Consider the following 12,464-nt stretch of genomic DNA (forward strand, 5'->3'; position numbering starts at 1 on the left):
GGGCCGGATTCCCGTCCGGCCGCCGGTGCGGCCGGACCGGGGGAGCGGGCCCTCACCCGTAGCGGTGTCGTTCGTGGAAGAAGTCCTCGATGACCTGGAGCTCTCCGCTGCGGGCCACCTCGTCGTACACGTACCTGCCGACCGCGAGGTCGAGCACGCCGAGGCCGAACGGGGAGAAGACGGCGGGCCGGTCCGCCGGCACGGTGACGCGGCCCGCCCTCACGTCGTCCAGCGTGCCGTGCAGGAAGTCGCGGTTGCCGGTGAGCTGTTCGGTCAGGTGGGTCGAGGTCGCGGCGCGCAGGCAGTGCTCGACGTCGTCGACGATGTTGGTCGACGCCAGGAGCACCTCGGGGGCGAGGTCGCGCAGGGAGATGTGGAGTACCACGGGGTTGTGGGCGAACCAGGAGGGATCGGTGAGGTGCGGTTCGCCGGCGACCGTGGCGAGGACCACGAGGTCGCTGCGGCGGATCAGGTCCTCGGGGGAGTGGTGCACGGTGATCCGCGCGGCGGTGCCCGACTGTTCGAGGTAGGTGCGGAAGCCGGCCGCGCTGTCCGCGGACAGGTCGTGCACGCCGATGTCGTCGAACGACCAGCCGGTGCCTTCGAGGAAGGTGTGGACGTAGCGGGCGATCAGCCCGGTGCCGAGGAACCCCACGCGGGGCGGCCGCGGGCGGCCGCGGCTGAGCCGGTCGGCTGCCGCCACCGCTGATGCCGCCGTTCTGCTGGCGCTGATGATGGAGCTTTCCAGGCAGGCGAACGGATAGCCGGTGACGGGGTCGTTGAGGATGAGCACAGCCGAGGCGCGGGGGATGCCGGCGGCGACGTTCTCGGGGAAGCTGGAGATCCACTTCAGGCCGTCCACCCGGTCCGGTCCGCCGAGGGAGGCGGGGAGCGCGATCATCCGGGAGGACGCGCGGTCGGGGAAGCGCAGGAAGGAGGACGGCGGGTTGACGGTGTCGCCGGCGCCGTGCAGCCGGTAGGCGTCCTCGACGACCTCCACGAGGTGCTTCTCGCGGCCCCGCAGCGTGTGCTGGACCTGGTCGCCCGGGATCACGGCGAACGGCGGCGCGGTGCGCTGCCCGGTTGCCGCGGGCCTGGCGGCCGGGGCGTGAGCGGTGGTCATGAGGGGTTCACCTCGATGGTCGGTGAGCAGTCGGCGACCCGCCGGGGTGCGGCCATCGCGACGGCCACCTCCCGCGGTCCCGTGAAGGGTTCCCTGCTGTGGGCGGTGCGGATGTTGTCGACGAGCAGCAGATCGCCCGCCAGCCACGGGGTGCGCGAGGTGTGCGCCTCGTAGACGCGGTTGATCTGTTGCACGGCGTCCTGGGTGAGGGGTTCGCCGTCGCCCCAGAACGTGTTGAACGGCAGTCCGTCGGCGCCGTACTCGCCGATGAGGTACTCCCTGATGTCGGGGTTGATCGTCCACTCGTTGAGGAAGGCGATCTGGTTGAACCAGCACCGGCGGCCGTCGACGGGATGGCGCAGTACGGCGCTGCGCCGCTGCCGGGTGCGGAGGGTGCCGTCATGCTGCCAGGAGACGTCGATGCCGGCGGCCCGGCAGTGGCTGTCGACGGCGTCGTGGTCGTCCGTGCCGAACGCCTCCGCCACGGAGGCCCCGATCTCGCCGTTGTAGCTGCGGGTCAGGATCCATCCCTGCCGTTCGAAGCGCTCGACGAGGCCGTGCGGCAGCGCGTCCACGACGGCCGAGGCGTCGGCGACGGCGGTCGCGCCGCCGTCGGTGGGCGCGGTGAGGCAGGCGAAGAGCAGCAGGCCGGGGAAGTCGAGGTTGTAGCTCAGCTCGTGGTGCATGCACATCGGCTCGTTCTGCGGCCACTTCGTGGCGGGGTACACGCCCTCGGCGTAGGGCTGCCGGGGTGCGAAGGACTCCTGCTCGGTGACCGGCGGGACCTCCAGCTGCTCCAGGACGAGGGCGACGTGCTCCGGGGTGCGCAGCCGCAGGCCGCGTACCAGGACCGATCCGTGCGCGGCGACGGCGGCCAGCAGCGGATCGCGGTGGGAGCGGACCCACTGCTCCGGGTCGGCCGGGGGCCGGACGTGCAGCATGGGCGGTCGGCCGTACCGGCGATCCGGTTCGACCGGTGCGATCAGCGGTGTTGACGGCATTGCGGCGTCCTCTCGTGGTTCGGTCGCTGGTGGTGGACGGGGTTCAGGCGTCTGTCCTGACCGGCGGGCCTTCGGCCGCGTCCGGTCCGCGTCCCGGTGGGTGCGTGTGCGGGCGTTCGCCGGCGGCTCGGGCGTCGACCAGGTCGGCGAGGTCGGCGAGGACGGGGTGGTCGGCCATGTCCTTCGGCGAGACGGCCCGGTCCAGGCGGATCGCGACCCTGACGGCCGACAGTGAGGTGCCGCCGAGGTCGGGGAAGCGGTCGTGGCGGCCGATGCGGTCCGGCGCGATCTCCAGGGTCGCGGCCCAGGCCGCCGCCAGCCGCTGCTCGGTGGGCGTACGGGGTGCGGCCGGCCGGTCGTCGCCGATTCCGCCGCTCCACCCGCTCTCGCCGCTCCCCTCGGGGTCGACGTCCGCGGCACGCGCGGCCAGGGCCTTCCTGTCGACCTTGCCGTTCCCGGTCAGCGGCAGCCGGGCGAGCCACTGGAAGGCCGTGGGGACCATGTAGGCGGGCAGCGATCTGCCCAGACGGTCGCGCAGCGCCTCCGGTGCCAGCGGGCGGGGGCCGGTGTAGAAGGCCACCAGGGTGTCCCGGCCGGAGCTGGGGGAGACCACGACGGCGCCGTCGTGCACGAGCGGGTCGGTCAGCAGCGCGTTCTCGATCTCCCCGGGTTCGATCCGGAAGCCGCGGAGCTTGACCTGCGCGTCCCCGCGGCCGAGGAAGGCCAGTTTGCCGTCCGGCTGCCAGCGGCCGCGATCGCCGGTGCGGTACAGGCGCCGGCCGCGGTGGTGCGGGTCCGCGGTGAAGGCGGCCCGGGTGCGCTCGGGGTCGTTGACGTAGCCGCGGCCGACGCAGATCCCGGAGAACACGATCTCGCCGGGGGCGCCGAGCGGCACCGGCGACAGGTGGTCGTCCACGACGTACGCGTGCACGTTGGCGACGGGAGGGCCGAGCGGGATGTCGGCGGTGTCCGGCACCCGGTCCATCACCTCGTGGTGGGTGTCGTCGCAGGTCTCGGTCAGCCCGTAGGCGTTCACCAGGGGGACCCCGGGCAAGGCGGCGAACCAGCGCCGGACCAGCTCCTTCTTCAGCGCCTCGCCGGTGACCGACAGGCACCGCAGGTCCGGCAGGCGCCGGGGCGCGCGCTCCAGCTGGCCCAGCACGACGTCGAGGTAGGACGGGACCAGTTGCACCACCGCGGCCCTGCCGCCGGCGATCGTGTCGAGGAACCTCCCGACGTCGAGGATCGCCGCCTGCTCGACGAGCAGCGTCCGTCCGCCGGCCAGCGGCGCGGCCAGCAGCTGCCACAGGGAGATGTCGAAGGACTGCGGCGCGCACTGGGCGACGACGTGCTCCTCGCGGATGCGGAGGTCGTCGATCTTGGCGTAGAGGTGGTTGAGCATCCCCGCGTGCTCGCACATCGCGCCTTTGGGCTCGCCGGTGGAGCCGGAGGTGAAGAAGATGTAGGCGAGATCGTCCGCGCCGACGGCGATCCCGGGGTCGTCCTCGGCTTGGTCCTCCCCTGCCGTGTCGAGGAACAGCACCCGCGCCCCGGGCCGGGTGGCGACGGCCGCGACGGCCGACTCGCCGGGGCCGCGCTCGGCCAGGACGAGGTCGCAGCCGGCGCGGGAGAGCATGGCGGCGACACGATCGGGCGGCAGGTGCGGCTCGACGGGCAGGTAGACGCCGCCCGCCTTCCACACGGCGACGACCGCGGCCATCCAGTCCAGGTCGCGCTCGGCCGCCACCGCGACGACGCCCTGCCGCCGCAGCCCGGCCGCCAGCAGTCCGTGCGCCAACCGGTTGGCGCGCACGTTGAGTTCCCGGTACGTCGACCGCTGGTCGCCGTGGATCGCCGCGACACGGTCGGGGTGCGCTCGCACCCGCTCCTCGAACAGTTCGTGGAATCGCGCGTCCGGCAGCTTGCGGTGCGGTCCGGCGAGCGCTTCGACCTGGAAGAGGCGTTCGCCTTCCGAGAGCAGGCTCTGCCGGTCGTGCCCGGCGTCCGGGTCGGCCGCGATCAGGGTGAGCGCGGTGAGATGGTAGCGGGCGATCCGGGTCGCGCAGTAGGCGTCGAGGACGTCGGTCCGGTAGCGCAGTCGCAGCAGCCGGCGGCGGCCCCCGCCTGCGACGGCCACGTGCAGCACGCTCTCGTCCGCGGGCGCGCTCGTGCCGACCGGGTCGAAGACGGCTTCGGGCGGGGGCGCCGGGAGGTCCCTCCCGCGGCTGCGGCGCTCCGCAGGGGAGCGCGGGCTCGTCAGGACCCTGGACACGGCCTGTTGGGCGGCTTGCAGCAGGGCGCGCCAGGAGCCGGGCGCGACGGTCACCCGGCAGGGCGGCGGCCGGTCGCCGGCCGCGGCGGCGTAGCCGGTCACGACCTCGCGCTCCCCGGTGAGGACCGCGAGCACCTTGGCGTGGGCGCTCACCATCAGCGCGTCGAGCGTCACGCCCGTCGCGTCCGCGACCTGTTCCAACCGCGCCAGGATGTCGTGCGGGATCGCCACGACCTGTTCGGCGTTGCCCGGCCGCGGTGCGGAGGTCCAGCGGGGCAGCGCTGTGGGCCGCTCGCCGGTGGATTCGCCGGTGCGGTGGCCGTCGCCGGCCGTCGCTTCGCGTGCTGTCGCGTTCACCTGGTTTCACCGTCCTCGGCGGATCGCAGGGGGTGCGCCGGATTTCCTCCCCAGCGGGCGCCCGGCGGCACGGTCTCGCCCTTCATGAGGAAGGAGTCGGGGGCGATCACCGCGTTGTCGCCGACGGTGACGCCGTAGTGCACGAGAGCCCCTACGCCGACGGTGCAGCCCGACCCGACGACGCTGCGCTCGGACTTGAAGGTGCCGTCCTCCTGGGAGTGGCACTGGATGACGCTCCCGGTGTTGAGCATGCAGTCGTCACCGATGGTGACGAGGGTGCGCTCGGTCAGGTAGCAGCCGTCGTCGAAGACCCGCTTGCCGAGGTGGACGCCTTGCAGCCGCCAGATCAGGTTCTTGTACGGGGTGCCGTTGAACACCCGCAGATGCGTCTCGGACGGCACCTTCCAGAAGCGCTCACGCCGCCAGAAGCGGGCGTCGTAGATCGAGCAGAACAAGGGGCTCAGCGGATGGAGGAAGGTGACGACGCGTTCCACCAGGACGAAGTACGCGGCGCTGAGAACGACCGCGGTGACGTTGGCCAGCGCGACGGCGGTCACGCCGAACGAGCCGTAGAGGTCCGCGGCGACCCAGAAGAGCAGGGCGACCATCACGAAGTACACCCAGCGCACCAGCAGGTACCACGCCATCGTCGCGGCGTTGTGCCGGTTCTTGGCGGGCAGGCGCCGGCGCAGTTCCTCGGCGCTCTTGAGCCGGTCGAAGCTGCTGTCCCGCAGGACGGACCTCGGGATCTCGAAGCTGGGCGAGCCGAGCAGTCCGACCCCCTCGCGGACCTCCCCGTCGACCGGGACCATCACCTTCGTCGCGAGCAGGCAGTCGTCGCCCGCCCTGCTCCGCGTGGGGTAGGCGATGCGGTTCCCCAGGAAGCTGCGGGAGCCGACGCGCGTACGGTGCACGCGGAAGGAGGTGCTGGAGAAGTCGGCGTTGTTGACCGAGAGGCCGTCGGCGATCATCGTGCCGCGTCCGACGGCGCTCATGAACGGGGACTCGTGCCGTACCTCGGTGCCGAAGTTCGAGCCGGTCTGCTCGACCCGGGACAGGTCGTACCCCAGCCTTCGCAGGTAGTGCACGATGGCCGAGCTGTCGCCGAACAGCCGGTTCAGGAACCTCCTGTTGGTCATCAGCGCGATCGCGCGGTGCACCCCGTAGTGGAAGCCGTAGAGGGGGTAGACCCGGTCCGCGGTGAGCGCCCGGTTCAGCAGACGCGGGACCGTGGCCATCGCCAGCAGACCGACCGCGAGGGCGCCGAAGAAGAGCACGGTCGACACCGCCACGGCCTCCCCGTAGAAGCTCCCGCGGCCCAGCGCGCTGGGGCCGGGCTGGGCGATCGACGCGAGCTGGGGGGCCTGGGCGAGCAGGATGCCGATGCCGCCGGCCGTCAGCGGTACGTAGACGAGCAGCACGCTCAGCAGCTGCACGACGCTGTGCAGGGCCCTGCGCAGGGAACCGCACGGGGCCGCGGCCACCGCCTGGAAGTCCGCCGTGGCGCGCTGCGCCGGCGACCCGTGCCAGTGCTCGCCCGCGGGTACCGCCTGTCCTCGGTGCAGAGACGAGGCGTGCCCGAGCTGGGCCGCGTCGCCCATCCGCGTGTCGATGTCGAGCACCGTGGCCTCGCTGACGACCACGCCCGCTCCCAGGGTCACCGACCCGGTCTGTATCCTCCCGTCGCGCGCCCGGTAGCAGGTGAAGAAGGCGTCCTTGCGGATGACGCTTCCGGAACCCACGGTGAGCAGGTCGGTGCACACGGGCACCGTGCGCGAGAAGATCGTGACGCCACGGCCGATCCTGGCGCCGAGAGCGCGCAGATAGAGCGAGTACAGCGGTGAGCCGGCGAACAGGACCAGCGGGTCGGAGCGGATCAGTGTCCTGACGATCCAGAACCGCACGTAGTCGAGGCTCCAGACGGTGAACCGCCGTGGTGTCCATCGGCCGACGAGCACCCACTTCGCCACGACGGGAAGGGCGCACAGAGCGGCGAAGGCGACCAGTCCGAACACCACCGCCCGCAGATACACCTGCGCCGCGCCCGACCCGGCGTCGATCCATCCGTAGCCCCGCACGGTGAGCAGCGCGATCAGATAGGAGTAGCCGAGGAACGCCAGCAGTTGCAGGACGCCGCACAGCACGTACCGCGCCCTGCCGGAAGAAGCGGCGGGCGGCCTCTCCTGCTGCTGTCCGCTTCCCCGGTCGTGATCCTCCGGCTGCCGGACCGGTACGGCGGGGGCGGCGTCCACGAGCGCCGCCGCCAGACCTGCGAGGGTCGGGTGCCGGTAGACGTCCTTCATGGACACCGGCGGCAGGTGCTCCGACTTCCTCACCCGCGCGCAGAAATGCGCCATCACCATGGAGTCGGCGCCCAGATCGTCGAAGAAGTGATCACCGGGCGCCACGCTGCCGACGTGTGTCACCTCGGCCAGCAGCGCACCGAATTCCCTCTCGACCGTGGCGACCGTGGCGACACCGGCAGCCCGGGCGCCCCGCGTGTCCTCTGCCGAGGCGCCGCCCGCCACGTCAGGTGGCAGCGTGTCGATCTGCTTTCCCATGACCGGGTCTCCTTGGGGGAGTGCGGACGTTGTTCCGTGTCGGTCGTCGATGTCTCGCCGTCCCCCTCACGGCAAGCGGTGCTCTCGCAGCACTCCCCTTATTCGGGGGCGCCGCGCCAAACCATTGGCGAAAGGAAGGAAAGTCCCACAGTGCGGGCATCGGTCTCATATGGCGGAATTCATCGATCGGCGCGCGAGGGTCCGGCTGCGGGCGCGCGTGCCGGCGGTCGCGTCTTCGGCGTGCGGCGCAGGTCGATGAGTGGTGCCATGGGAAGTGCGCCGTGTTCCGGCGACCCGCTCAGGGACCGTCCAGCGGACGAAGTGGGTGATGACGCGTGGCGCACAGCGACAGCGCCGATTTCGCCTCCACCCCGGACGACCTGGACAAGCTGATGGCCCGGGTCGCGGGTGGCGACCGCAATGCCTTCGAGCCGCTGTACGACCTGGTCAGCGGCCCCGTGTTCGGGCTGGCACTGCGGATCGTCCGGGACGCCGCGCAGTCCGAGGAGGTCATGCAGGACGTCATGGTGGAGGTGTGGCGTACCGCGGGACGTTTCCGCCCGCAGCGCGGCAACGCGCGGGCATGGATCATGACCGTCGCGCACCGCCGCTCGGTGGACCGGGTCCGCTCCGCGCAGTCCTCCGCCGACCGGGAGGTGAGAGCCGCCCGGCTCGGCGCCGAGCGGCCGTTCGACGAGGTGAGCGAGCGGGTCGAGCAGCGGATGGAGCAGCGGCGGGTGCACGGCTGCCTGCAGCGGCTCACCGAGATCCAGCGCACCTCCGTGGTCCTGGCCTACTACAACGGTCTGACCTGCGCCGAAGTGGCACAGACCCTGTCCGTGCCGCAGAGCACCGTCAGGACGCGGCTGCGCGACGCCCTGATCAGGCTGCGCGACTGTCTGGGGGTGGCGTCGTGAGCGAGGCGGGGGTGCACACCGCAGCCGGGGCGTACGTCGTGCACGCGCTGTCCGACCGGGACCGCGAACTCTTCGAACGGCACATGGAGCACTGCGAGCCGTGCCGCCGCGAAGTGGCCGAGATGGAGGCCACCACGGCCGAGCTGGGAGTTGCCGCCGCGGTCGCGGCCGCGCCGCCGGATCCGGCGGCGGCGAAGTCCGAGGTGCTGCGCCGCATCGCCTCCACCAGGCAGCAGAGACCGCCGCGCGTGCGGCAACCCGTCCGATGGTTCCCGCGGCGGTCGGCCAGGCTCGTGCCGGCCGCCGCCCTCGCCGCGGCCGCGACGTTCGGAGGGCTGGCCGCATGGCAGCACCAGGAGGCCCTGGCCGCCAGGTCCGGCCAGCACGCCGCCCAGCACCAGGCCGCGAGCCGGCAGGCCGCGATCGCGGACGTCCTGTCCGCTCCCGACACGAAGCTGAGCGCGCAGCGGCTGAGCGACGGGGCGGTCGCGACCGTGGCCGCCTCCCGCAGCCGTGACGCCGCGGTCTTCATCGCGGACGGTCTGCGCACACTGCCGAAGGGCCACGAGTACCAGATCTGGTTCACCGGTTCCGGCGGACCGCGCTCGGCCGGCCTGCTCCCCGGCAACGACACCCAGCAGCTGAGCCTGCTGAACGGCCCGGTGGCCGGCGCGAAGGACGTCGCCGTCACGATCGAGCCGGCCGGAGGGTCGCAACAGCCGACACCCCCGTTGCTGGCGACCATCCGGCTCCCGAGCTGACACCCGCGGACCCAGGTGGGCCAAGGGGGACCTGGGCGGACCCGGGAACCGAGGACGACCTACCTCCCGTTGACCACCGCGAGCCTGCGAGCGGTCTGCCAGGTGACCCACCGCGCGCTCGAACGGCTCCGGACCCTCGGCCCGGACGAACCCGTGCTCGCGTTCGGCGACGTGCCCCACGTCCTCCACCGCGGACCGTTGCCGCTCGACCTCTTCCAGGAGCTGCCGCGCCACACGCCTCGCTGACCCCTTCGCAGCGTCAGCGTCATGACCTGCGGCCGGTGGCGCGGGCAGCGGTGAGGATGAGGGCAGAGATGTGCGGGTCTCCCGCTGCGGCCTGGGTGATGACCGCGCCGCCGTAGGAGTGCCCGACCAGCACGACGGGGCCGTCGACAGAGGCCAGCACGGCGCTGAGGCGGGCGGCGTCCTGAGGCAGGCCGCGCAGGGGGTCGGCGGGGGCGATGACGGTGTAGCCGGCGGCTTGCAGGGTGGCGGCGACGCCGTTCCAGCCCGACGCGTCGGCGAAGGCGCCGTGCTCCAGCACGATGGTCGGCTTGGGGGCGGTTGCGAGGTGGCTGGTGTGGGCGGGGCCGGCGGCTGCCGTGGTGAGCGGTGCGCAGGCCAGGGCGGTTGCCAGGGCGAGCGCGGTGATCGCGCTGCGGCGGCGTGCGGTGCGGGGCATGGTGTCCTCCTGTCGACCGGGTGTCCCGCCGCCGGTGGCGGCGGGACGTCGGGTGCGGGGGGTGTCAGGCGTTGATGAAGGCGAGGAGGTCGGCGTGCGATCAGGGCCGCGCCATGATGGAACTCGCGGACGCCGCCCGAGCCGCCGGCCGCATTCCCGAGGCCCGCACCATCCTGGACCGCCTCGAACCCCTCGCCGCGCACACCACCGCGGCGGCGTTCCACATCTCCCTCCACCACGCCCGCGTCCACCTCGCCCCCGACGACCAGATCGAGCCCCTCCTGGCCGCCGCACTCGCCGCCCCCGGCCTGGCCGACTGGCCCTACCACCGCGCCCGGCTCCACCTCACCTACGGCCGGCACCTGCGCCGCACCCGCCGCGCCGGCGAGTCCCGCCGCCACCTGCGGCTGGCCCTCGACCTCCTGCAACCCCTCGGCGCCGCCTACTGGGCCGACCAGGCCCGCGGCGAACTGCGCGCCACCGGCGATCCCTCACCGGAGACCGCCCCCGGCCCCGCCACCCTCACCCCCCAGGAGGCGCGCATCGCCCGCCTCGCCGCCCAAGGTCTCACCAACCGGGACATCGGCCGGCACCTCCACATGTCCCACCGCACCGTCGGCGCGCACCTGTACAAGATCTTCCCCAAGCTCGGCGTCACCTCCCGAAACCAGCTGCCCCGGGCCCTCGACGCGTAGAAGCCACCCCCGCGGCGTTCGCGGCGGGACGGTCCAACTGCCCAGCCGCCCGACGGCTTTTCGCGCGGACTTGATCGTTTCTCACACTGGCGTGACGCCGTGTCCTACGGGAGTGCGACGGGAAATCAGCCGGGACGCACGTTTCGCCGGCCGGAAGCCGCTCGGAGACCCTTGGGAAGTGTGCGAGCGGATATTCTCAGGGCCGCGGCGTCGGACAACGGCCCGAGGGGGTGGGGGATGCAGATCAAGCCACGCCAGCACTTGCTCGACATTTGGCAGGCGGTGTCACGCCATTCGTTCGAGAGCGGTCAATGGGACTGGGGCGAAGAGGGCGGTCTCAGCAGCGTCGCCGACGCCGAGCGACTGTTATGCCTGATGAACCCGGCCACGGAGATGGTCGAACTCCGGCTCGACGACCCGGACACCATCGAACGCGACGTGCACAGCGCGCTGAAGGACATCGGCGGCCGGCAGGAGATTCCGCTGAAACTGCTGCGTGTCCTCGCGGATTTCATGGACGCCCACACCACCGAGGAGGAGGGGCCGAGTTTCGCGGGCGGCCACTGCTTCGAAGCCTGCGACCCCGACTTTGAACTCAGCGTGGAACAACGGGGTTTGGGCGTCATCGACTCGTTCTCGACGTCGATCACCCTTTGCCTGGACACTCTCGGCTTCCTGCAAGTGTACGAACGCAGGACCCGGAGCGCGGATGCGCAGGCCCTCATCCACAAGCTGAGAGCGGCCGCGCAGGTCAGGCTCACCGCCGCCATGGTGAGCCTGCTGCGCTCCTTCACCGTCCAGGTCTTCGACCCCGACGATCCACGGGGGAGTGCCCTGTGCGAGGTCCTGAGCCCGGGGCGGCTCTCCGGAGGTGACGTGGTCGGGCGGTTCCGGCGACGCTTCGGAGCACTGCGCGCGACCATCGGCGAGCGCCTCGTGCTGGGCATCGACATCGCCGACCGACTCCGGGACGAGAGCCAGCTCTTCGAATGCGGATGGGCCTGGACCCTGGTGGAGAACTCGCCGCCGGTCCGCACCACCGAGCCCATCGGCCGACAGGCCGCCGGCGTCGCCGCGCCCGTGCCCAACCTCTACTTCACCGCCGTCGCCCTCGACGGCATCCAGGAACTGTTCTCCGAGCGCACGCTCACACTCGGCCTGCTCACCCACGAGCAGCAGCGGCTCGCCGAGGCCCTGCGCCTGCGGTGGGAGATCGCCCAGCAGTACTGGTCCGGCCTCGCCAGGTTCGATGACCCCTGGCCGCTGGAGGACATCCCCTGGCGCACGACCGGACCGCGTATGGAATCCGAACACCTCTCCCTGTCGGCGGCCTCGATCGTGGTCCACGACCTGGTGCGCCGCCGCGCCACCGACGAGGACCTCACGCGTACCGTCGCGGTGTTGGAACGGCTCGCCGAACGCAGCCGGATCACCAGCCGGACGAGTGAAGGGGACACCGCGATCCTGCTGCATGCCCCGGGCGTGGCGTTGCCGCTCATCGGCAGTGGCGACATCGGCCCTGCGATGCAGTGGAGGGTGGCCGACTTCTCCGCCCAGTTGCTCAAACGGACCATCCAGCTCTGCGCGCTGTCGCGGGATCCGTCCGCACATGACCGGCTGCTGAGACTCTCCGAGCAGATCTTCGACCACGTGTGGGAACGGCGCATCCACGACGGCAAGGGCGCGGGCCTGTGGGACGATGTCCGGGCGGTCTTCCCGGGTGCGCCGGCCACGCGCCAGCCGCCGTCCTGGACCTTCACCGCACGCGTCGTCGAGTGCATGGTGGCCGCCCGGAGGATGTACGGCGAGCTGCCGATCGCCGGCGCCGAACTGGGGCGTCTTGCAGCATCGCTGCTCAGCGAGGCGACCCACCTGCTCGGCAGGGAACTGCTCGAACCCGCCTCGGGCCAGGGCACCTCCCGCGGTCTCCGGCTGAAGTCCGTCGAGGCCGGACTGGCGCGGGCACGTGAAGTCCTCGATCGGCAGCCCGGCACCGCGATGACGCTCACCACGGAAGCCCTCGCCGAGCTCGACGGCCTCGCTCGGGGCAGGCGTGCCGCCTGCCCGGAGGAGTGAGCGGTGCTCGTCCATGCCG

At 72.1% G+C, this 12,464-nt stretch carries 10 protein-coding genes; 5 read left to right on the top strand and 5 right to left on the bottom strand.

Going from position 1 to position 12,464, the window contains the following annotated elements:
* Positions 1-52 precede the first annotated feature (52 nt).
* The 4 genes from sbnB to V2S66_RS13775 are packed head-to-tail and all read right to left on the bottom strand — an operon-like array spanning position 53 to position 7,314.
* Positions 53-1,123 carry a 2,3-diaminopropionate biosynthesis protein SbnB gene (gene sbnB, locus V2S66_RS13760; RefSeq protein WP_330795103.1) on the bottom strand — a complete coding sequence of 357 codons (1,071 nt, stop codon included), beginning with the start codon at positions 1,121-1,123 and terminating at the stop codon, positions 53-55.
* Positions 1,120-2,124: a TauD/TfdA family dioxygenase gene (locus tag V2S66_RS13765; RefSeq protein ID WP_330795105.1), complete on the bottom strand. Its 1,005-nt coding sequence runs from the start codon at positions 2,122-2,124 to the stop codon at positions 1,120-1,122. Before V2S66_RS13765 ends, sbnB begins: the two co-directional genes overlap by 4 nt.
* Before the next feature lie 43 nt (positions 2,125-2,167).
* Entirely contained in the window at positions 2,168-4,753 is a 2,586-nt protein-coding gene (locus tag V2S66_RS13770) for a non-ribosomal peptide synthetase (protein ID WP_330795107.1), read from the bottom strand.
* Positions 4,750-7,314, bottom strand: a complete 2,565-nt coding sequence (locus V2S66_RS13775) for a Pls/PosA family non-ribosomal peptide synthetase (protein ID WP_330795108.1) — start codon at positions 7,312-7,314, stop codon at positions 4,750-4,752. Before V2S66_RS13775 ends, V2S66_RS13770 begins: the two co-directional genes overlap by 4 nt.
* 335 nt (positions 7,315-7,649) lie before the next feature.
* Between V2S66_RS13775 and sigK the strand changes: the two genes are divergently transcribed.
* From sigK to V2S66_RS13790, 3 genes are all read left to right on the top strand, one after another.
* Complete coding sequence (gene sigK, locus V2S66_RS13780; protein ID WP_330795110.1) at positions 7,650-8,231, top strand: ECF RNA polymerase sigma factor SigK; 582 nt, start codon at positions 7,650-7,652, stop codon at positions 8,229-8,231.
* A complete protein-coding gene (locus V2S66_RS13785) occupies positions 8,228-8,992 on the top strand; it encodes an anti-sigma factor (protein ID WP_330795112.1) in 765 nt (254 codons plus the stop codon). The genes sigK and V2S66_RS13785 overlap by 4 nt, the downstream gene beginning before the upstream one ends.
* A 69-nt stretch (positions 8,993-9,061) precedes the next feature.
* Complete coding sequence (locus tag V2S66_RS13790) at positions 9,062-9,238, top strand: hypothetical protein (RefSeq protein ID WP_330795114.1); 177 nt, start codon at positions 9,062-9,064, stop codon at positions 9,236-9,238.
* Positions 9,239-9,257: 19 nt separating this feature from the next.
* Here the strand turns inward: V2S66_RS13790 and V2S66_RS13795 are convergent, their stop codons facing one another.
* Entirely contained in the window at positions 9,258-9,674 is a 417-nt protein-coding gene (locus tag V2S66_RS13795; RefSeq protein WP_330795116.1) for an alpha/beta fold hydrolase, read from the bottom strand.
* 113 nt (positions 9,675-9,787) lie between these two features.
* Between V2S66_RS13795 and V2S66_RS13800 the strand changes: the two genes are divergently transcribed.
* Together V2S66_RS13800 and V2S66_RS13805 are read left to right on the top strand one after the other, a co-directional pair.
* Entirely contained in the window at positions 9,788-10,369 is a 582-nt protein-coding gene (locus V2S66_RS13800) for a helix-turn-helix transcriptional regulator (protein WP_330795118.1), read from the top strand.
* A 237-nt stretch (positions 10,370-10,606) separates the two neighbouring features.
* On the top strand, positions 10,607-12,445 hold the full coding sequence (locus V2S66_RS13805) for an SCO2524 family protein (protein ID WP_330795119.1): 1,839 nt from the start codon (positions 10,607-10,609) through the stop codon (positions 12,443-12,445).
* The last annotated feature ends 19 nt before the right edge of the window (positions 12,446-12,464 follow it).

Origin of the sequence: Actinacidiphila polyblastidii (genome assembly GCF_036353415.1) — a bacterium.
GTDB lineage: Bacteria > Actinomycetota > Actinomycetes > Streptomycetales > Streptomycetaceae > Actinacidiphila > Actinacidiphila polyblastidii.